The sequence below is a fragment of the Bacillus infantis genome (genome assembly GCF_050107595.1).
Lineage (GTDB): Bacteria > Bacillota > Bacilli > Bacillales > Cytobacillaceae > Bacillus_AB > Bacillus_AB infantis_C.
Genome location: NZ_JBNILH010000004.1, coordinates 1 through 19,588 on the forward strand (window position 1 = coordinate 1; position 19,588 = coordinate 19,588).

The 19,588-nt window shown below is 45.3% G+C and carries 19 protein-coding genes, 1 tRNA gene and 1 rRNA gene; 7 read left to right on the forward strand and 14 right to left on the reverse strand.

The genetic code is table 11. The annotated features are described in order from the left end of the window. Nucleotides 1–101, reverse strand: a 16S ribosomal RNA gene (locus ACQCVH_RS09235); the annotation flags it as partial. Between the two features lie 451 nt (nt 102–552). On the opposite strand from ACQCVH_RS09235, the gene ACQCVH_RS09240 reads away from it, so the two are divergent. Further along, the gene (locus tag ACQCVH_RS09240) at nt 553–729 is read left to right on the forward strand and encodes a hypothetical protein (RefSeq protein ID WP_187445869.1); all 177 of its coding nucleotides are present in this window, start codon (nt 553–555) and stop codon (nt 727–729) included. A 163-nt stretch (nt 730–892) separates the two neighbouring features. Here ACQCVH_RS09240 and ACQCVH_RS09245 read toward each other — a convergent pair whose 3' ends face one another. From ACQCVH_RS09245 to ACQCVH_RS09255, 3 genes are all read right to left on the reverse strand, one after another. Beyond that, entirely contained in the window at nt 893–1,486 is a 594-nt protein-coding gene (locus ACQCVH_RS09245) for a GNAT family N-acetyltransferase (RefSeq protein ID WP_426835430.1), read from the reverse strand. 54 nt (nt 1,487–1,540) lie between these two features. After that, a complete protein-coding gene (locus ACQCVH_RS09250) occupies nt 1,541–2,449 on the reverse strand; it encodes a DMT family transporter (RefSeq protein WP_426835812.1) in 909 nt (302 codons plus the stop codon). Nucleotides 2,450–2,618: 169 nt separating this feature from the next. Further along, the gene (locus tag ACQCVH_RS09255; protein ID WP_426835431.1) at nt 2,619–3,320 is read right to left on the reverse strand and encodes an MgtC/SapB family protein; all 702 of its coding nucleotides are present in this window, start codon (nt 3,318–3,320) and stop codon (nt 2,619–2,621) included. A 252-nt stretch (nt 3,321–3,572) separates the two neighbouring features. Between ACQCVH_RS09255 and ACQCVH_RS09260 the strand changes: the two genes are divergently transcribed. After that, nucleotides 3,573–3,645: transfer RNA gene (locus ACQCVH_RS09260), tRNA-Ala, on the forward strand. A 399-nt stretch (nt 3,646–4,044) separates the two neighbouring features. On the opposite strand, the gene ACQCVH_RS09265 is transcribed toward ACQCVH_RS09260, so the two are convergent. The 3 genes from ACQCVH_RS09265 to ACQCVH_RS09275 form a co-directional block, all read right to left on the reverse strand. Then, a complete protein-coding gene (locus tag ACQCVH_RS09265; protein ID WP_426835432.1) occupies nt 4,045–4,854 on the reverse strand; it encodes a YitT family protein in 810 nt (269 codons plus the stop codon). 96 nt (nt 4,855–4,950) lie between these two features. After that, nucleotides 4,951–6,036, reverse strand: coding sequence for a nitric oxide synthase oxygenase (locus ACQCVH_RS09270; RefSeq protein WP_426835433.1), 1,086 nt, complete (start codon nt 6,034–6,036; stop codon nt 4,951–4,953). 53 nt (nt 6,037–6,089) lie between these two features. Beyond that, nucleotides 6,090–7,079 carry a Gfo/Idh/MocA family protein gene (locus tag ACQCVH_RS09275; protein WP_426835434.1) on the reverse strand — a complete coding sequence of 330 codons (990 nt, stop codon included), beginning with the start codon at nt 7,077–7,079 and terminating at the stop codon, nt 6,090–6,092. Nucleotides 7,080–7,216: 137 nt separating this feature from the next. Between ACQCVH_RS09275 and ACQCVH_RS09280 the strand changes: the two genes are divergently transcribed. Both ACQCVH_RS09280 and ACQCVH_RS09285 read left to right on the forward strand, forming a co-directional pair. Further along, the gene (locus tag ACQCVH_RS09280) at nt 7,217–8,005 is read left to right on the forward strand and encodes an SDR family oxidoreductase (RefSeq protein WP_426835435.1); all 789 of its coding nucleotides are present in this window, start codon (nt 7,217–7,219) and stop codon (nt 8,003–8,005) included. Nucleotides 8,006–8,637: 632 nt separating this feature from the next. Beyond that, nucleotides 8,638–9,624, forward strand: a complete 987-nt coding sequence (locus ACQCVH_RS09285) for a potassium channel family protein (protein ID WP_426835436.1) — start codon at nt 8,638–8,640, stop codon at nt 9,622–9,624. Between the two features lie 7 nt (nt 9,625–9,631). Here the strand turns inward: ACQCVH_RS09285 and ACQCVH_RS09290 are convergent, their stop codons facing one another. The 3 genes from ACQCVH_RS09290 to ACQCVH_RS09300 all read right to left on the reverse strand — a co-directional run bounded on the left by ACQCVH_RS09290 (nt 9,632) and on the right by ACQCVH_RS09300 (nt 12,955). Next, nucleotides 9,632–10,039: a YugN-like family protein gene (locus ACQCVH_RS09290; protein WP_224904615.1), complete on the reverse strand. Its 408-nt coding sequence runs from the start codon at nt 10,037–10,039 to the stop codon at nt 9,632–9,634. Nucleotides 10,040–10,250: 211 nt separating this feature from the next. Then, nucleotides 10,251–11,600 (reverse strand): glucose-6-phosphate isomerase, encoded by a 1,350-nt coding sequence (locus ACQCVH_RS09295; RefSeq protein ID WP_426835437.1) that lies wholly within the window; start codon nt 11,598–11,600, stop codon nt 10,251–10,253. Nucleotides 11,601–11,791: 191 nt separating this feature from the next. After that, nucleotides 11,792–12,955, reverse strand: coding sequence for an iron-containing alcohol dehydrogenase (locus tag ACQCVH_RS09300; RefSeq protein WP_426835438.1), 1,164 nt, complete (start codon nt 12,953–12,955; stop codon nt 11,792–11,794). Between the two features lie 178 nt (nt 12,956–13,133). Here ACQCVH_RS09300 and ACQCVH_RS09305 point away from each other — a divergent pair, with 178 nt between their 5' ends. Continuing rightward, complete coding sequence (locus ACQCVH_RS09305) at nt 13,134–13,364, forward strand: DUF378 domain-containing protein (RefSeq protein ID WP_009795402.1); 231 nt, start codon at nt 13,134–13,136, stop codon at nt 13,362–13,364. A gap of 70 nt (nt 13,365–13,434) precedes the next feature. Here the strand turns inward: ACQCVH_RS09305 and ACQCVH_RS09310 are convergent, their stop codons facing one another. Then, entirely contained in the window at nt 13,435–14,625 is a 1,191-nt protein-coding gene (locus ACQCVH_RS09310; RefSeq protein WP_426835439.1) for an ornithine--oxo-acid transaminase, read from the reverse strand. Nucleotides 14,626–14,921: 296 nt separating this feature from the next. Here ACQCVH_RS09310 and ACQCVH_RS09315 point away from each other — a divergent pair, with 296 nt between their 5' ends. Further along, nucleotides 14,922–16,325: a sigma-54 interaction domain-containing protein gene (locus ACQCVH_RS09315; protein ID WP_426835440.1), complete on the forward strand. Its 1,404-nt coding sequence runs from the start codon at nt 14,922–14,924 to the stop codon at nt 16,323–16,325. 51 nt (nt 16,326–16,376) lie between these two features. Here ACQCVH_RS09315 and yugI read toward each other — a convergent pair whose 3' ends face one another. Then, nucleotides 16,377–16,769: a S1 domain-containing post-transcriptional regulator GSP13 gene (gene yugI, locus ACQCVH_RS09320; RefSeq protein WP_148976884.1), complete on the reverse strand. Its 393-nt coding sequence runs from the start codon at nt 16,767–16,769 to the stop codon at nt 16,377–16,379. Nucleotides 16,770–17,131: 362 nt separating this feature from the next. On the opposite strand from yugI, the gene ACQCVH_RS09325 reads away from it, so the two are divergent. Further along, entirely contained in the window at nt 17,132–17,482 is a 351-nt protein-coding gene (locus tag ACQCVH_RS09325; RefSeq protein ID WP_426835441.1) for a helix-turn-helix domain-containing protein, read from the forward strand. A 300-nt stretch (nt 17,483–17,782) separates the two neighbouring features. Here ACQCVH_RS09325 and ACQCVH_RS09330 read toward each other — a convergent pair whose 3' ends face one another. Beyond that, on the reverse strand, nt 17,783–18,952 hold the full coding sequence (locus tag ACQCVH_RS09330; RefSeq protein ID WP_426835442.1) for an aminotransferase: 1,170 nt from the start codon (nt 18,950–18,952) through the stop codon (nt 17,783–17,785). After that, entirely contained in the window at nt 18,949–19,449 is a 501-nt protein-coding gene (locus tag ACQCVH_RS09335; protein WP_426835443.1) for an Lrp/AsnC family transcriptional regulator, read from the reverse strand. Before ACQCVH_RS09335 ends, ACQCVH_RS09330 begins: the two co-directional genes overlap by 4 nt. Between the last annotated feature and the right edge of the window lie 139 nt (nt 19,450–19,588).

Below are 19,588 nucleotides of genomic sequence, written 5' to 3' on the forward strand. Positions count from 1 at the left end.
CCGCTGACTTCAGGGAGCAAGCTCCCATCCGTCCGCTCGACTTGCATGTATTAGGCACGCCGCCAGCGTTCGTCCTGAGCCAGGATCAAACTCTCCATATAAGAGTAAGATTTAGCTCTGATAAAAATAAGATTAACGTTGACGTTTTTGTTCGTTCAGTTTTCAAAGGACAATCCCCATCGCTGAGAAGCGACTTTATTAATATAACATCTTCGGATGAAGAAGTCAACATCTTTTTTAGTCTTTCAAAACTTCAATTTCGATGTTTTCGTTTCTTCCTCGTGAGGACAAGTAATAATATATCATGGTGGAAATACAATTGCAATATAATATTTAAATTAAATTGCATTTTGTTTTTCACATAAAGAATGATTTGAGGAAAAACCGTTCTGATGTATTCACCTATGCCAATCAGGTGAGGTTTCTAAAAAATGACTCAGCTGATACCAAGCCTTTTTGCAAATAGCACGCCACAAAGAAAACTTATATTAAAGGGTCATACAATCCAGGCCAGCCCATATAATATAGTAACATATTCGAAAGGTGAGATATATGCTTCAAACCGCCGCACTCTATTTATCATTTATCATGGCTGTATTCTTGTTGGCATTTTCCTATTTCGAAGGAATTAAAATTGCAGACTCGGAGGAAAAGGTCTACGGAGGCACTTTCATTTTCACAACGGTATCCGGTTTTATTTTCTCCGGGCTTACTTATGCATTTATCTAATACCATTTTAAAAGTGGCCTTCCTTCTGAGGACGGCCACTTTTCAGCTTAGCGTGAATCCCCTGTTGCCTCGCTCTAAAAAGCAGGAAGAGGGAGTGCACAGGCAAAATAAATTGTCATCATGGAACGAAGGATAAAGGTATTACGACCTGATCCTCATCATTCTATAAGTTACATCCCTCAAGTATGCGTTTAGTATCCTCCTCCTGCAGCAGCGCAGAAATAACAGCATCTTTGTAAACTCCCCTGTGAACAAACCGCTTCCTTAGGAGGCCTTCTATTTTAAAACCCTTTTTTTCAAGAAGCTTTTTGGAGGCAGCATTCTCAGGAAGATAAACCGCCTCTATCCTGTTCAGGTTCATGCAGTTAAATCCATAGCGGATAATAGCATCCACGGCTTCTGACATTATGCCTTTTCCCCAGGCCTCTGGGTGGAGCTCATACCCGATTTCCGCCTTGTTATGGAACTTTTCAACAGAATGGAATCCGCAGGTCCCCTGGAGAGTGTTGTCTTCTTTCCAGCAGATGGCCCACCTGATCTGCTTTTTCATACTGTATCTCCACAAAAGACTTTCGAGAAGATCTTCCGCTTCACTGACAGACCTAAAGGGCTCAACATCATAAAACCTGGTTGCTTCAGGATTCGAAAATATCCTGTACAGCTTCGGAATATCATCTTCCTCAGGCTTCCTGAGCAGAAGCCTTTCAGTCTCTATAATGGGGAATTCAGCAGAAAAGGCCGCATCAATCCCTGCCATACCAATCACCCTCCTTTTTATAGCGGTCAGCTCACACGATAATAGCTTCTTCACCTAATAACTTGGGTGATTTCCGCTTACTTCTGTCTTCTTTGCTTTTCTCTTCATTATTCTGCCATCTGCAAGGAACAGCATGATACCCCCAATGACAATCATCCCTCCCGCAGCCTGATACCAGGCTACAAATTCCCCGAGCAAAAAATAAGCCAGGACAGCAGCACCCACCGGCTCAAACAGGATGGCCATTGAAATCGTGGAAGTGCTGAGCCATTTCAGTGACCAATTGAAAAGTGTATGTCCGAGCAGGGTCGGGACCAGCGCAAGGAGAATAAAGCAGACCCAGTCGCTTGCAGGATAAGGTCCAAGAGATTCACCAGCAGCAATTACATAAACTAAAAGGGTCATGGCGCTTATGCTGTACACGGTGAATGTATAAGTAATAAGAGACAGCCGTTTTCGCACTGTCTGCCCAAACATCAAGTAGGCTGTAACCAGCGCACAGGCAGCAAGCGCCAAAAGATCTCCAAACAATGCAGTTCCACTGATCCTGAAATCCCCCCAGCTGATAAGCACACTTCCTCCAATAGCTATCACTCCGCTCAAAATTGCTTTTACTGTAAACCTTTCTTTGAAAAATAAGTAGGTCCCGGCAAAAGCGAACAGCGGCTGCAAGGTAACGAGAACAGTTGAGCTTGCCACTGAAGTAAAGCGGAGAGATTCAAACCAGAGGATAAAATGAAAGGCAAGGAATATCCCGGCAATGGCCGAATAAAGCCAATCCCGCCGGCCAATCCGCTTGAGCTCTGGCCCATATTTAAATAATACGAGAGGGAGCATCAGCAAAACAGAAAAGAATAAACGATAAAAAGCTATCACTCCTGATGGTGCAGCTGAAAACTTAACTAGAATGGCAGACGTGGAAACAGACACCACACCGATTGCCAATGCTGCATAAGGGTTTATCTTCGGCAAGTCTTTGCATCTCCTTCTAAGAAAAATCCAGTTTAGCTATAATATTACACTTACCGGTTTTCACATTGCCATCTTTTTTCGCACGGCAAGTATTGAATAGAAATGAAGAAGTGCCTGGCCCGAAATCGGGCAGGCACTTCTTGCCAATCGTCCTCTTGTTCTATTCCCCGCTCTCCACCTCTGCGGCAATTACACCAATCAGCGATTTCATTGTATAGTATACATCGGTCGTATACATGCTGCGCGTTGTCGTTATCACACAATTGATCAGTATATCATCTGCTTCTTCTTTGACACGGACCCGTTTGATTCCCAGTTTTTTGCTTTTTATTTCCTTCATCAAGGTTGTCAGGTCCGTACATTTCTCAATATACAGCTTTACCCTGATTTCCTTTTCCTTCAGCTTTTTTGGTCCTACCCGCTCAAATAAAGCAGGAATCATTTTAACTCCAATGATGATAAAAATAACTCCTAATAGCGCTTCTATATAAAAGCCTGCTCCGATGGTAATCCCAATCCCTGCTGAAGCCAGCACAAGAGCGGCTGTCGTCAGCCCGGAAATGGCTTCATTGCCCCTGCGAAGGATTACACCCGCTCCAAGAAAGCCGATGCCGCTGATTACATAAGAAGGAATCCTCCCCGGGTCCATCGGCCTTGAATACTCTTTTGAGTAAAGAAAAGCCGATTCATATGACACAATAGTCAAGAGGCATGCCATAACCGAAACAATCAGGCAGGTCTTGAGCCCGAGCGGCTTTCCTTTCAGTTCCCTTTCCAAACCTATGACAAGCCCTGCCAAAGCTGCGAAGCACAGCTTTACAAGCACATCATTTTTCATCACTGTATAAAACATTTCTTCCATAAGGTATCCCCTCTTCTATTTCTATCTATATAAATATTCCAATATAGATAGTTGAATAAACTAATTTTTGGATAAAAATAGCGGTAAGCATACTTTTCTTTTCCTACTTTATGCAGCCTTGCCCTCTAATATTATTGTGTACTTTCAGGATCACTGGCAGAAAACTTAAGATTTTATTTTAAAAAAGAAAAATTAGATTTTCCTCTTGCATATTTGATCAATTATGGATATAATTTTTCTTGTACCAACCACGGGGCATTAGCTCAGCTGGGAGAGCGCTACGCTGGCAGCGTAGAGGTCAGCGGTTCGAGCCCGCTATGCTCCATACATCCAAAAGCCAAAATCCATTGAGATTTTGGCTTTTTTGTTATATCAGCATATTAAAAATACTTTTTGAAATACTTATTTACATTTCATTTTGTTATACAGGCAAAATATACCAGGACCATTAACATGTTTAAGGCGCTGCAAATCGGGAATAATGCCCATAACACAATAATAAAGATGGGAGAGATTAGCATGATGTCAACAATCGCTATTTTGGCTGCAGCCTTTACTGCCGCAGCAGGCTTGAATTATTTTGCAGTGAAAGAGGCAGATTTTACTGAGGAAGATTTACTAAAGGATAAATGAGGATGGCTGGATATTTGAATACAGCAGATAAAAAATGACCCTTAACCAATTACAGCAGTTGGCCAAGGGTCTTTATTTTTGTTGAAAATTCTCAGGTTCTATGGAAAGAGCCCAGAACTTCGGTCGTTTCTGTAATATTGACAAAGGCCTGCGGATCAACTTCGTCTATCATAGCCTTGACTTCTGTCAGCTGATAGCGGGTTATGACTGTCATGAGAATCTTCCTGCCTTCCCCAGTGTAGCCGCCCTCTCCATTGATGACCGTGATTCCCCTGTATATGCTTGAGAGAAGCTTTGCCTTCATTTCTTCCCCTTTGGCCGTCACTATCATTACTGTCAGCTTAATATGCTTTGTATGGATGGTATCGACCACTTTGCCTGTGGCGTAGATGGCCACCATTGTATTCAATGCAGCATCCCAGCTGAAGATGAAGCCTGAAGCCAAAACAACAGTAGCATTCATCAGTGAAAGAATGGCGCCAAGCGGAAAATCCTTTTTCCTTGTCAGGAGCATGGCAATGATATCAAAGCCCCCGGAGGAGCCTGAAGCCTTGAAGATCAGTCCGATTCCTGCACCCGTCAAGACTCCGCCGAAAACGGAAGACAATATCGGCTCGGAAGAAATTGAGTGGACTGGAATTAAGTAAAGGCTGATGGAAAGAGTCAGCACTGAAACGATTGTATAGAAGATAAACCGTTTTCCAAGCTTAATGACCCCAAGGATCAATAATGGCAGATTCAACAGGAAGTTAAGGATACCTGTATTGAAGGGTGTAATGATGCCGAGCATGATTGCCACCCCGCTGAGCCCGCTGCTCAGGATTTCATGGGGGATCAGGAATAGGTTATAAGCAAAGCCTACAATCGCAGAACCCAGAATAATGATCAATAAATTTTTCATATGGCATCCCCCTTATTTCCACAACAATAATAATTTAATTTATTATAGTAGAGAAATAAAGGAATCCCTAAAAAATAGTGTTTTCAGAATAAATAGCTATAATTGGAAATCAGTTTCCTGGTAAAAGAAATTAGGCGTTTTGACCTCATTCTTATAGCTGCTGTGAAAAATATGTGTAGCTGCCGGGGATATGGGCGGGATCAGCCAGGTCCATTCGCCTGTTACCGGCCTGCCGCATGCTGATTCTTTTTCTTCAAACAGCCTGAACTGCTGTGCGGCTGTATGATGGTCAACAATGCTGACCCCCTTCTTCTTATACGAATGAAGAACAGATGCATTCAGCTCAACCAGCGCACGGTCCTTCCACAAGGAGGCGTTCCTCTTTGTATCAAGCCCCATCCTGCCCGCTATTTCAGGGAGCAGATTATACCTGAAATCATCCGCAAGATTCCGGGCGCCGATTTCAGTCCCCATATACCAGCCATTAAAGGGTGCAGCTGTATAGCGGATACCCCCGATTTCAAGGCACATATCCGAAATGAACGGAACAGCATACCACTTTAACTGAAGATCGCTGAACCATTCAAACTCAGGGTGCTCTAGCGGCACTTCAAGAATATCTTCAGCAGCTATGTCAAAAAGCGCCGGCTTCCGCCCATCTATCTGGACAAGAAGAGGCAGCGGGTCAAACCGCCCATATTTTCCTTCCCACCCCAACTCACGGCACAGGTTCGTCAGTTTGACGGAGGCAGGGTCGCCTATAATCCTTTCTCCTGTATCATAGCCTGCATACCTGACCAGCTGGTGGTTAAGGATCCTCACTCTTTTGTTATTATCCTCCTGACGGAATACAGTGATGGCAGACCTTACCTTGCCGCCGTTCGCAGCGTAGCTGATATGCCTCAGCAAAGCTTGGCAAATTTCTTCTTCAGTTTCAAGCTCCCTTTCATCGAACACTTTAAGGCTGTCCCAAAAGAGCCTGCCGATGCAGCGGTTGCTGTTCCTCCAGGCCGTTTTTGCGCCATACTCAAGCTCTTCATAGCTGTGGCGATAACTGCCTGTTTGATCAATCTCCTCAAAGATCTCATTAATGCGCTGTTCTGTTTCACTGCTGCTTTTATTCAGCTCTCTGTGGCATATAGCAATAAAGCTCTCTGCTTCCTTCCTCAGTGCCTTAACCAAAAATTTGCCCCCCCTGTATCGTATAGTGATCTTGATGCAATGGCCATTAACGTTCAGGCTTTCTTGTCTGCAGGGTAGACAATGCCAAGCTGGCTTCTCACAGAATCCAAAATCTCCATGACAGCAAGGGAGTTAGACAATGTATTCGTTGCTGATTCCAGCTTTCCGCTTTTGACAAGCGCAACGAATTCCTCTGCTTCATAATACATTGAAGCTTCCTTCTGCTCTCTTGTAATCAATTCTGAGCCGCCGCCGCGATAGCGTATTTCAGCCTTTTCCGGCGTATGGATTTTATCGATTACAATATTTCCGTTCTCTCCCTGAATTTCTGCAGGAAGCTGGGAGTCAGTGATTTTTGAATACATGATGACAGCATCCATTTCTTTATACTTCAATACCATGCTTCCTTCCCCATCAACTCCTGAATCAAGCATAACACCCTGCGCCTTCACCTCATCCGGCTTGCCGAATAGGACCACCAGCGGATAGATGCAGTAAATGCCTATATCCATCAATGCACCGTTGGAAAACTCTGGTTTGAAGGCATTCAGGATTGTCCCTTCCTTGTATGCGTCATATCTTGAAGAATATTGGCAATACGAAGCAAAATACCTTCTGACCGGACCGATTTTATCAAGATTCTCCTGGACAGCTTTAAAGTTCGGCATCAAAGTGGATTTCAGCGCCTCCATCAGTACTACCTTATTCCTCTGTGACACTTCAACCATAAGCTTTAATTCAGCCGCATTACTCGCTGCAGGTTTTTCGCAGAGCACATGCTTCCCATGTTCCATCATGAGAATTGATTGTTCCGCATGAAGTGAATTCGGGCTGGCGATGTATACAGCGTCAATTTCACTGCTTGCCGCCATTTCCTCCAATGACGTGTATGTATGTTTTACATCATATTTATCTGCAAATTCCCTTGCTTTTTCTTCTGTCCGTGAATAAACAGCTGTAAGCGAAAAATCCTGCACTTTACTGGCTGCATCCAGAAATCTTTCTGTAATCCAATTTGTTCCAATAACACCAAAACGAACCATTATGGCACCTCCATGAATGCTTATTATTCTCTCCAACAAGGATACATTTTTTCTGCTTATTTCGCCAGCAGCTGCATTTTGTGGTTTCTTATCCAGCCGGCTGGGGGAAAATGACTGGAAAAAGGAGGTTATTACGGATGGGCCGATCAACGCTGAATGGGAAGGTCGCTTTAATCACCGGGGCAAGCTCTGGAATCGGAAAGGCTGCCAGCATCAGGCTTGCTGAAGAAGGGGCTAAAATTGCTCTTGTCGATGTTAAAGAAGAGTTTGCAAAAGAAGTTAAAGATCAAATAGAGTCAGCAGGCGGCGAAGCCATAATCATTGAAACAGACGTTTCTGTTCCATTACAGGTGGAGGAGGCTTTTCAGAAGGTATCCAGTAAATGGGGACGCCTTGATATTGTTTTTGCCAATGCCGGGATAAATGGTGTTGTTGCCCCAATTGAAGACCTGACTCCTGAAGAATGGGATACGACCATTTCAACAAATCTGAAAGGAACCTTCCTGACAGTGAAATATGCGGTACCCCTTCTCAAGGAAGAGGGCGGGAGTATCATCATCACCAGCTCTATCAACGGCAACAGAACCTTCCGCAACTTTGGGATGTCAGCATACAGCACCTCCAAAGGGGGCCAGGTCAGCTTTGGAAAAATGGCTGCCCTTGAATTGGCAGGATACCGCATACGCGTCAACATGATCTGCCCTGGAGCCATCAGCACGAATATCGGAGAAAATACTTTTCCAGAGGAAGAAAACCTGAAAAAAGTAAAAATACCCGTTGAATTTCCGGAGGGAAGCATGCCTCTCGAGGACCATCCTGGATCCGCCGAACAGGTTGCCGACCTGGTCCATTTCCTTGCATCCGATTTGTCCAGCCATATTACCGGCACGGAGGTATATATTGACGGTGCCGAATCGCTCCTGTGATCAATAAGAAAAGCGCAAGCGCCTTGGTCACCCTAAAGGAACGCAGACTAAGAACGCCACGTCCTGTGGCAACGTCTGCATGACCCCCATCCTGGGGGCCTCAGGACGATCCTCCCGGAAAGGCGTTCTTTGCCTTTTTGGGAGGATTGGCTTGTGACCTCGAGGGGGTAGGCGCAGCTGCTAGACAGTGATAAAGTTAGAGAAAATATATACTAACTTTATCTTTTGAAATAAAAGCCCGGCAGCTGCCGGGCTTTCTTTAAGCTATATGTAATATGACTTCTTTTTCTTAACCTCTTTCCTGGATATCTCCTGTAAAAAGATTTTTTCTTTTAAAGTAAGCTCCCTTTTAAGGTTTGTGCGAAAATAAAGCATAAGCTCCGCATATCTGATATTTACAATTCTCCATTTCCCCTTTCTCTGAGAATCCCAGCCACCTATTTATTTCTCCATTCATTGTGTAATTCCTTGCCCGCAAAAAAATATTTTTCTGGTATGCATGTGCGTTTACAGCAGAGAGGATTATTGGTAAATACACTTGTAGGCCTAAGTTCTATTCCTTTAATCTATGTTTCGGAAAAAGGGACTTGGTCCATACTGGTAGGTGTCTGCATTTAGAAGGAGTGAACAGCATGCCGCATTTCATTTATTCCAGTTTCTTAAGACTCCCGCTTGCTATACGGATACTTCTCATTGCACTATTGGTCATTCTGACATTCGGGTTTATCATTTCCATTCTTGAGCCGCATAATTTTCCCACGGTGTTTGATGGAGTATGGTGGGCAGTCATCACCGCTTCCACAGTTGGCTATGGAGATTATGTGCCGCATACTGTACCAGGGAAAGTAACAGGCATTATTTTAATTCTTACCGGGGCGGGCTTTTTGTCTACCTATTTTGTAACTCTGGCAGCGGCTGCCGTAACAAGACAAAATGATTATTTGGAGGGCAAAGTGAATTTTAAAGGAGAACATCACCTTATCATTATCGGCTGGAATGAACGTTCAAGAGAACTTATCACGGCATTGGCCGAGGAGCATAAAGGGATTTCCATTGCACTTATTGATGAGACGCTCCGATCAAACCCATCCCCTGGAGAAGTACATTTTATACAGGGACGGTCAAATCAGGATCAGGTGCTTCTAAAGGCAAATATCCGGCAAGCAAACAAGGTCATCATTACAGCTGACCAAAACAGGGATGAACTGCAGGCAGATATGAATTCAATTCTATCGCTTCTTGCCGTAAAAGGTTTGAATCCTGAAGTTCCATGCATTGTCGAAATCCTCACATCTGAACAAGTTGCCAATGCGAAAAGGGCAGGAGCAGATGAAATCATCCAGACAAATATCCTGACAAGCTCCGTTATGATCCACAGCATTTCCGCACAGGAAATGGTCACTTCTTTCCTGGATCTGCTTGGCCACATGAACGGAAGAAGATTGAGGCTCATGCCCGCTAAAGACTTTGAACATGAAGTGACCTTTACCGATTTAAGCGCGCTGCTGCTGAAGGATGGCATGCTTCTCTTCGGCATAAAAAGAGGAGAGGAAACTTTTGTGAATCCTCCCCACCCTTTCAGTATTGATTCAGATGACGAACTGATTGTCATTGCCTGAATTGAAATCAGCGGTCCAGCAGGAGTGATTCCAGCTCCTGGATGAGCGACCGGCCGATATCAACATATTTATCCGGGAAGCTGGCGTCTTTGTCCACAGGCTCTGAGAATTGGTTAAAAGAAGCAGTACGATTCCACGTATAAGCATGATCATCCAGCCCCCGCTGATATTTATGGGAGAGAAGGAATGGCCGCTCAATCTCAACGGTGCAGCCCCTTGAATCAAGCTGGCCATCAATTGATCTGAAAGGTACGCGCAGGAATTGATAGCCTACTTCATCATCTATCTTATAATCAAAGGCGCCATGGTCATATTCCCAGCCGCCTCCAACCGTATAGCCAGCCGGCTTGAGCAGCTGTTCCAGCTTGTACAGATCAAAATGCATCCCTTCCACCTGAGATGGTAATTCAATCATATCCAGCACCTCTTTTCTTTTTTTATAGTATTCCCGGTTAGCGTTTTTCTATCATATTTTCTAGCTGGTGCTGCCCCTTAAAGGGATTAATGACAGTGGCCTTTGCACAGCCTTTAAATCTAAAGGTCCAGCTCAGAAAGGCTTCCAAAACAGATCCTCGATATTGCACAAAAAAGAGTGCTGAAGGTTTTCAGCACTCTTTCTTTCACACCTATTTAAGCCTTTTTTCAAGCTCGGCTTTTTTCTCCTCATAGCCCGGCTTGCCAAGAAGCGCGAACATATTAACCTTGTATGCCTCCACTCCAGGCTGGTCAAAAGGATTGACCCCAAGAAGATAACCGCTCATGGCACAAGCCTTTTCAAAGAAATAAGCCAAATATCCAAATGTATAGGCATCCATTTCAGGGATTGTCACAATCAGGTTTGGCACCCCGCCATCTGTGTGGGCAAGCATCGTCCCTTCAAAAGCTTTGTTGTTAACAAAGTCCACTGTCTTGCCTGCAAGGTAGTTCAGGCCATCCAAATCACTGTCAGCTTCTTCAATTGTCAGCTCATGACGCGGCTTTTCCACCTTGATGATCGTTTCAAAGATGTCTCTGCGCCCTTCCTGCACGTACTGTCCAAGAGAATGCAGATCTGTAGAGAAGTTAGCTGATGCAGGGAAGATTCCTTTCTGGTCTTTTCCTTCACTCTCGCCGAACAGCTGCTTCCACCACTCAGAGAAATATTGAAGCCCCGGCTCATAGTTGATCAGCATTTCAATTGTTTTTCCTTTATTGTACAAAGCATTGCGGACAGCTGCATATTGGTAGGCGGCATTTTCTTCGACTTCAGAGCTGCTGTATTCTTCACGGGCCTTTGCGGCTCCCTCCATCATTGCCTGGATATCAGCCCCGCTTACTGCGATCGGAAGGAGGCCTACTGCTGTAAGCACAGAGTAGCGTCCGCCTACATCATCAGGGATGATGAACGATTCATAGCCTTCCTCGTTAGCCAGGGTTTTTAATGCGCCTCTCGCTTTATCTGTTGTAGCATAAATGCGTTTGCGCGCTTCTTCCTGTCCATACTTCTCTTCAAGCATGCTGCGGAAGATGCGGAATGCGATGGCAGGCTCTGTTGTCGTGCCGGATTTTGAAATGACGTTGACCGAAAAGTCCTTGCCTTCAAGCAGATCCATAACATCCTTCATATAAGTTGAACTGATATTATTCCCTACGAACAGAACCTGCGGAGTGGTGCGCTTTTCCTTTGGAAGTTCATTGTAAAAGCTGTGCTGCAGCATTTCAATGGCAGCACGGGCACCAAGGTAAGAACCGCCGATGCCGATGACAAGCAGGACATCAGAGTCGCTCTTGATTTTTTCAGCCGCTTTCTGGATGCGGGCAAATTCTTCTTTATCATATTCAGCAGGCAGATCGATCCAGCCAAGATAGTCGCTCCCTGCCCCTGTTTTTTCATGCAGGGAATGGTGGGCAACCTTAACAGCATCCCTTAAATATGTAATCTCGTGTTCACCAAAGAAGCTCAGTGCTTTTGAGTAATCAAAACGAACATGTGTCATGAATGATCCTCCAATTATTTTTATTCTCTTTCACTTTAACCAAAGGCGTAACAGTAATCAAGAAACTAGCCATAATGTAAGCGTGTCCAAATCAGGTTTTTTTCTAAACAGGAACCAGATGGAAAAATTGGAATGCAAAATGGCGTATTAAGATGAAATAAAACCCGGTGCCGGGCACCAGGTTTTATGTTTTACAAAGATGCTTTATAAATACTCACAACATCTTCTCGGTTCAGTTTTTTGAAGTTTCCGAACTCGCCGTTAGCCATAGCTTTGTCAGCCATTGTTTCAACGCCGCTTTCATTAATGTCATAATCAGCCAGGCGTGATGGAGCGCCGATGCTGTTCCAGAACTCTCTCAGCTTTTCAATGCCCTCAAGTCCTGCTTCCTCATCTGTCTTCCCTTCAGAATCGACTCCGAACACACGGACTGCCAGCTGCTTGAAACGTGAAGGCTTCACGCTTAAGTTATGCTTCATCCAATTCGGGAACAGAATAGCAAGGCCCCCGCCATGCGGAATATCATAGACGGCTGAGACAGCATGTTCAATATTGTGGGTTGCCCAATCTCCCCGGTAGCCCATTGACAGCATGCCATTGAGAGCCATTGTCCCGTTGTAGAGGATCGTTGCCCTGTACTCATAATTCTCGAGATCCTCTAGAAGCTTAGGCGCAGTGTCCATTACAGTAAGCAGCAGTCCTTCGCACATGCGGTCCTGCAGCAGTGTATTCTCTTCCAGGTGGAAATAATGTTCAAAAACATGGGACATCATGTCCACAATGCCGTAGATGGTCTGGTCTCTCGGCACCGTGAATGTGTTGACGGGATCAAGAATAGAGAACTTGGGAAAAGTGACAGGGCTTCCCCAGCCATATTTTTCATTCGTTTCCCAATTTGTAATAACAGAGCCTGCATTCATTTCAGAACCGGTTGCCGCAAGGGTCAGTACAGTTCCAAAAGGAAGCGCCTCACTTGCGAAGGCCTTTTTAGTGACCAGATCCCAGGCATCTCCATCATACTTAGCGCCTGCCGCAATAGCCTTTGTGCAGTCGATTACACTTCCGCCGCCAACAGCAAGGATGAAATCAATGCCTTTATCTTTGCAGATTTCCACCCCTTTACGGACAGTCGAGAGCCTTGGATTCGGCTCTACTCCTGAAAGCTCGGACACTTCCGCACCGATATCCTTCAGCTCAGCCAATACTTTATCATAAAGACCGCTTCGTTTAATGCTTCCTCCCCCATAAACCAGCAGTACATTCTTTCCATATTGGGGAATCTCATTTTGCAGCTCCTTCAGCGTATCTTTGCCGAAGATCAATTTTGTCGGATTTGAAAATGTAAAGTTTTGCATGAAAGCATCCTCCTTTTCTTCGTTATTATTATCTGTTATTTGCAGTTGCAATGCAAAAAGTACGTTTTTTGATATAGAGCACGGGCACACTAAAAACAAAGTCATTCTGGCATGAATAATAAAAGGATGACTGTATCACATTAGTAAAGAAAGAATAACAAAAGGAGGAAACAACAACATGAGTGCCATTCAACGCATTGCACTGGTTTTAACGATCATTGGTGCTATCAACTGGGGTTTAGTCGGCTTCTTCCAATTTGATCTTGTTGCAGCAATTTTCGGTGGACAAGACTCTGCTCTTGCCCGCATTGTGTATGGACTAGTAGGTATCGCAGGTCTTATCAACCTCGGCCTTTTATTCAAGCCAAGCGAAGAAGTAGAACGTGCTCCTGAGACAAACCGTTCATAATTCGGCTGGCTCTGGATTCACTGAAGCTTTTTATGTAAAAACTCCCCCGGCTGCCGGGGGAGTTTTTGTTTCAGCTCAATACTTTTTTGATTTTTGCAATTGCCCAATCCAGGTCTTTTTCACTTATGACTAGCGGAGGGGCAAAACGGATGACCGTATCATGCGTCTCTTTGCAGAGCAGCCCCTCTTCTTTTAAGGCTTCGCAATACTTGCGCGCCGGCTCTCTCAGCTCTACGCCGATAAACAGCCCCCTGCCCCTCACTTCTTTAATGACCGGGTTCTCAATCTCCTTGAGCTTGGACATAAAGTAATCCCCGAGCTTTCTGGATCTTTCAGCCAGATCTTCATCTACAAGAACATCCAATGCGGCTACTGATACAGCACAGGCCATCGGATTGCCGCCAAAGGTTGAACCATGTGAGCCAGGATTAAAAACGCCAAGAACATCTTCATCGGCAGCCACACATGAAATCGGGAAAACACCTCCTCCAAGCGCCTTTCCGAGAATATACATATCCGGTTCAACACCCTCCCATTCACAGGCGAACATTTTACCTGAACGGGCCAGGCCAGCCTGTATTTCATCGGCGATGAACAGAACATTGTTTGCGCGGCAAAGGTCGGAAGCCTGCTTCAGGAAGCCTTCTTCAGGGATGACAATCCCGGCTTCCCCTTGAATAGGTTCAATCAGGAACGCTGCTGTACGATCAGTGATTGCATTCTTCAGCGCTTCCAGATCACCATACGGGATAAGCTTGATGCCAGGCAGCATCGGCCCAAAGCCCCTCTTGTACTCTTCTTCAGAAGATAGAGAGACGGCTGTCATCGTCCTGCCATGGAAGTTCCCGATGCAGGCAATGATTTCTGCCTGGTCCTCGGCCACCCCTTTACGGTCATATGCCCAGCGGCGCGCCGCCTTCACAGCTGTTTCGACCGCTTCGGCGCCGGTGTTCATCGGCAGGACCATTTCCTTCCCTGTCAGTCCGCTGACCTTTTCATACCATGGCCCAAGCTGATCATTATGGAAAGCGCGCGATGTCAGGGTAACCCGGTCTGCCTGATCCTTCAAGGCCTGTATGATCTTCGGATGGCGGTGACCCTGATTGACTGCCGAGTAGGCGCTGAGCATATCCATATACCGCTCACCTTCAGGATTCTTCACCCAGACCCCCTCAGCTTCTGAGATAACGATCGGAAGAGGATGATAATTATTTGCCCCAAACTTTTCTGTCTGCTGAATTAACTGGCTGCTGTTTGCCATATAATGATTCCTCCATTCACACTTAGAAATTATCTTTTTCATTGTAACGTTAATAGACATCCCTTTAAAGGGAAGATGCCTGATTCTTCTGAAAAAAATCATCTGAATCCACATATTTATTATGCAAGTTCTATGCCAGATTCAAATAAGGGGAATATCCTAGTTCTAATATCTAAAAAGCAAAATATCTTTGCATCTGTAATCCAGCCCAAGGTAATTAACGCAAAATAAATTTGCCCCCCAAGACAGGAAAGCCTTACAATAAAAAAAGACAATACGAGGGAGCCGCAGACAATATGAAGAATGAACAGCACCATTTAACAGCAATCATCCTTGAGCAGATCCTTGAACATGCGGATGCCGGTATCCATGCGATTGATCACGAAGGCAGGACTATCATCTATAACCGCAAGATGGCTGAAATAGAAGGAATGGATCCGGAATTTGTAGTTGGGCGCAGCCTCCTTGAGGTGTTCCCCTTCAGCCGCAGGGAGGACAGCACACTTCTGCTGGCACTGCAGAGCGGCAAAGGGACACTGCCCGCCAAACAGACTTATTTTAACAGCAAAGGAAAAGAGATTACCGCCCTTAATCATGCCATCCCTATTCTGGCAGATGGCAAAACATTAGGTGCAATTGAAATCGCAAAGGATGTCAGCCGGATTGAAAGGCTGATAAAAGAGAATATCTCCAGAAAAAATAGTGCCCGCTATACGTTTGAGAGCATCATAGGAAGGAGTAAAGCAATCCTTGAAGTCGTGGAAGCGGCAAAAAGAGCGGTCAGGACAACTTCCCCCACCCTGATTGCAGGAGAGACCGGGACAGGGAAAGAATTATTCGCCCAGAGCCTGCATAGCGGAAGTCTGCGTTCACCAGGTCCGTTTGTTGCCCAAAACTGCGCAGCCCTCCCGGAAACACTGGTTGAAAGCATCCTTTTCGGCACAAAAAAAGGCGCCTTCACAGGGGCAGTGGATCGTCCGGGACTGTTTGAACAGGCGGAAGGAGGGACATTGCTCCTGGACGAAATCAATTCGATGCCCGCTGCCCTGCAGGCAAGGCTTCTGCGCGTACTGCAGGAGAAAAAAGTCAGGCGGATCGGGGATACGAAAGACCGGGAGACAGATGTCCGAATAATTGCGACAATTAATGAAGACCCCGTTGATGCGATTGCAGGAGGCCGGCTGCGGAAGGATTTATATTACAGGCTTAGCGCAGTATCCCTTTTCATACCTCCATTAAGGGAACGGAAGGAGGATATTCTGCTGCTTTCCTCCTTTTTCATCCAGAAATATAACGATTGGTTCGGCATGGACATTCCGGGGCTGGATGAAGAGACTGAAGAGCAGTTTCTCCGGTACGATTGGCCGGGAAATATCCGTGAGCTTGAGCATGTGATTGAAGGGGCTATGAACATGGCTGAAGAGGATGCCAGGATAACACCTGAAATCCTTCCTCATCATTTCAGGCATAAAGCTGACGGCAGCCATTCTTCCCAGGGAAGAATGCCGGAAGAAGCAGCCGGGTCACTGCCCAGCCTGGCCGATTATGTAGCTTCTGCTGAGAAAGGGTATATAAACAAGGTGTGGCGCGAACATAATGGCAATATCACTCAGACTGCAAAAATTCTTGGCATGAGCAGGCAAAACCTCCAATACCGAATTAAAAAGCATGATCTCACATACCCGGGGAGCAATGCTTAGATAATAAAGAAAGGCCAGGCATAAATGCCCGGCCTTTCCTCATATAACATATTAGCGCTGTGACTGGTCAATCCACTCTTGCAGCTTATCCTTGAGCGTGTTGAAGCCCTGGGAAGAATCAGGATCGTTGTGCTGAATAGCTGCAGCCTGGCGCGGTTTGCGAGGCTTTCTTGCTTTTGCATCAGCAGCTTCAGCTGGTGCTTCTTCAGTTGCACGGATAGATAAACCGATCTTTCCTGCAGCTTCATCTACAGAAAGAACCTTTACGTTTACTTCATCCCCAACCTTCAGGTGCTCGTTAACATCCTTTACATACCCGTGAGTAATTTCAGAAATGTGAACCAATCCCTGTGTATTTTCATCAAGAGCAACGAATGCGCCGTATGGCTGGATTCCAGTAACCTTTCCTGTTAATACGCTGCCTACTTCGATTTTCTCTGACATATGAACACTCCTAATACCTATTTATTTTCGTCGATTATACGCAATTAAAAATTATATCATAAATCATCCTTTTTATCAAAACAATCCTTTTTGAGAAAACACCCTTTGTATATGCTTCAAATACCGGTCACCTCAGCTGCTCTCAGAGATCCAGCTTAAGTCTTATTCTTGACTGTCTCAACTTCCTTTTGAAACACTCTGGCTGAATCACACGCCCTCTTGAGTTCCTCATTCTTTCCTCATAAAGCTGTTAATAACATTTATCGAACTGTAACAAAAAATACAAGGATATTAAATTTTATATAGCTAAATTCGCAGTAAAATAAATGTGTAAGATCATTCTGTGAAAGGGTGGGTGCAAAATGTCCGCAATCGGTCTTGCTATTAAGCAGAATAGAGAAAGATTGAATATGACTCAGCAGGAATTGGCTGTAAAGCTTAGAATTGGCACAAGCACCATTGAAAAATACGAAAACGGATGCCAGCGGCCTGACACCCAGACCATTTTAAAAATTTCCACTATCCTTGACGTGCCAGCATCCGAGCTATTGGAGGATGGCTTCGCTTCTTGCCAGACAGGACTGGATCCCGAACTGGAGCAGCTCATTATGGATACAGGCATACGCGATGCGAAATTGATCTTGAAAAAAGCGAAGAAAGCTGGAAAAGAAAATCTTTTGAGGATAATGGATACGATCGAGGAAACTAGATAAACTTCCACCTGAGATATTAATAAAAATATTTTTTGAGTTTTTATGTATACAAAAGGGGGAATACGGAAATGCTTAAAACATAAGCTTTCTAGTATTCCCCCCCTTTTTTGAAGTGGATATCCTGATGGATATCCATTTTTTTATAATATAAGAAAGTATATTTGTTAACTTCGATTACTGTCTAGCTCCAGCGCCTACCCCCTCGAGGTCACAAGCCAATCCTGCCAAAAAGGCAAAAAACGCCTTTCTGGCAGGATTGGCTTGTGCTTGTCGGGGGTGAGCAAGGCGCTTGCGCTTTTCTTATTTCCTGTTTTCAAGGAAGCGGCCGATCCTTTTTACGGCTTCCTGCAGCTGTTCCATGGATGATGCATAAGAACAGCGGATATGCCCTTCCCCGCTCTCTCCAAAGACATTCCCTGGGACGACGGCTACTTTTTCCTCCAGCAGCAGCTGTTCTGCAAACTGCTCAGAGGTTAATCCTGTTCCTTCAATGGAAGGAAAGGCATAGAAAGCACCGCCGGGGATATGGCACGGCAGCCCGATATCCTCCAGGGACTGTACAAAATAATTGCGGCGGCGGCGGTAGCTCTTTTGCATGCTCTCCACATCGCCCCTTCCCGTCCTCAGCGCTTCCAGAGCTGCAAACTGCGCCATTGTCGGGGCACACATCATACTATACTGGTGAATCTTCAGCATGGCCTGGGATATCTCCTTCGGCGCACAAATAAATCCAAGCCTCCAGCCGGTCATGGCAAAGCCTTTTGAAAATCCTGAGATTAATAAAGTCCTTTCCTTCATCCCGCTGATGCTGGCAAAGCTTGTATAATCCTCATCATAAACGAGCTCCGCATAAATTTCATCAGACAGCACAAGAAGATCATGCTTTTCTGCAACAGCCGCTATGGCCTCCAGTTCTTTGCCCGAAAGCATTGTGCCGGTAGGGTTATTGGGAGAGCAGAGGAGGATCGCTTTTGTCCGCGGGGTTATCGCCTGTTCCAGCTGGGATGGGAGAATTTTGAAATCATCTTCCTTTCTCGTCTGGACAGTAACAGGATTTCCTCCTGCCAGGCTTACAAGCGGAGCATAAGAAACGAAGCAAGGCTCTATCACGATCACTTCATCCCCCTGATCCAGGATGGCCCTTAAAGCGATGTCGATGGCCTGGCTTGCCCCTACTGTCACGATGATTTCAGATTCCGGTTCATATTGGATCCCGAAGCTTTTCACCATGTAAGACGCAATTTCCTCTCTTAGTTCAAGCAGGCCGGCATTCGCGGTGTAAGAGGTATATCCCTGTTCCAGTGACAGGATTGCCGCTTCCCTGACGGACCAGGGAGTAACGAAATCCGGCTCGCCAACACCAAGTGAGATTACGCCTTCCATTCCTGCCGCCAGATCAAAAAAGCGCCTGATGCCTGACGGCTTGAGCTGATCGACCTTAGCGGATATATAAGTTTTCGTTTTCATCATGGCGATACCACTATTCTTTTATCTTCGTCTTCTTGGTCAAAGATGGTCCCATCATGCTTATATTTCTTCAGAATGAAATGAGTGGTGGTCGACAGCACTGAATCCAGGGTCGAAAGCTTCTCTGATACAAACCGGGCAACTTCATTCATGGAGCGCCCTTCCACAATGACAGACAGGTCGTAGGCCCCAGACATAAGATAAACAGAGCTTACCTCCTTGTACCGGTATATGCGCTGTGCGACCTCGTTAAAGCCGACTCCCCTCTTCGGGGTCACCTTTACATCTATCATGGCTGTTACGCCCTCATGGCCGTCAATTCTGGCCCAGTCCACTGCAGAGGTGTATCGGACAATCACCCGGGACTGCTCCAGCTTCTCCAGCAGCGCTGCCGCCTCTTCAACAGAGATGGCGGCCATTTTCGCCACATCTTCAAGCGGGGTGCGTGCATCCTTTTCCAGAATTTCAACAATTTCAAGTTCTTTATCACTCAGTCTCATGGACCTTCCTCCCATTCACGTTTAAAATAGTTACATTATAGCAAAATCAGCGGGATAATATATCTCACTTTTCTATTATTTTTCTAAAATAATTTTTTCGCTATGTGTGAAGGTTACCAAAAAGGGAATGATATAACGG

Bases quoted from the DNA above. Each gene is read 5' to 3' on its own strand.
- ACQCVH_RS09245 (WP_426835430.1), bottom strand. From the start codon at position 1,486: ATGGCAGGGATTGATGCGGCCTTTTCTGCTGAATTCCCCATTATAGAG.
- yugI (WP_148976884.1), bottom strand. From the start codon at position 16,769: ATGTCAGAGAAAATCGAAGTAGGCAGCGTATTAACAGGAAAGGTTACT.
- ACQCVH_RS09325 (WP_426835441.1), top strand. From the start codon at position 17,132: ATGTCCGCAATCGGTCTTGCTATTAAGCAGAATAGAGAAAGATTGAAT.
- ACQCVH_RS09290 (WP_224904615.1), bottom strand. From the start codon at position 10,039: ATGATTGAATTACCATCTCAGGTGGAAGGGATGCATTTTGATCTGTAC.
- ACQCVH_RS09310 (WP_426835439.1), bottom strand. From the start codon at position 14,625: ATGGCAAACAGCAGCCAGTTAATTCAGCAGACAGAAAAGTTTGGGGCA.
- ACQCVH_RS09280 (WP_426835435.1), top strand. From the start codon at position 7,217: ATGGGCCGATCAACGCTGAATGGGAAGGTCGCTTTAATCACCGGGGCA.
- ACQCVH_RS09240 (WP_187445869.1), top strand. From the start codon at position 553: ATGCTTCAAACCGCCGCACTCTATTTATCATTTATCATGGCTGTATTC.
- ACQCVH_RS09330 (WP_426835442.1), bottom strand. From the start codon at position 18,952: ATGATGAAAACGAAAACTTATATATCCGCTAAGGTCGATCAGCTCAAG.
- ACQCVH_RS09305 (WP_009795402.1), top strand. From the start codon at position 13,134: ATGAGTGCCATTCAACGCATTGCACTGGTTTTAACGATCATTGGTGCT.
- ACQCVH_RS09275 (WP_426835434.1), bottom strand. From the start codon at position 7,079: ATGGTTCGTTTTGGTGTTATTGGAACAAATTGGATTACAGAAAGATTT.
- ACQCVH_RS09315 (WP_426835440.1), top strand. From the start codon at position 14,922: ATGAAGAATGAACAGCACCATTTAACAGCAATCATCCTTGAGCAGATC.
- ACQCVH_RS09265 (WP_426835432.1), bottom strand. From the start codon at position 4,854: ATGAAAAATTTATTGATCATTATTCTGGGTTCTGCGATTGTAGGCTTT.
- ACQCVH_RS09335 (WP_426835443.1), bottom strand. From the start codon at position 19,449: ATGAGACTGAGTGATAAAGAACTTGAAATTGTTGAAATTCTGGAAAAG.
- ACQCVH_RS09300 (WP_426835438.1), bottom strand. From the start codon at position 12,955: ATGCAAAACTTTACATTTTCAAATCCGACAAAATTGATCTTCGGCAAA.
- ACQCVH_RS09295 (WP_426835437.1), bottom strand. From the start codon at position 11,600: ATGACACATGTTCGTTTTGATTACTCAAAAGCACTGAGCTTCTTTGGT.
- ACQCVH_RS09255 (WP_426835431.1), bottom strand. From the start codon at position 3,320: ATGGAAGAAATGTTTTATACAGTGATGAAAAATGATGTGCTTGTAAAG.
- ACQCVH_RS09285 (WP_426835436.1), top strand. From the start codon at position 8,638: ATGCCGCATTTCATTTATTCCAGTTTCTTAAGACTCCCGCTTGCTATA.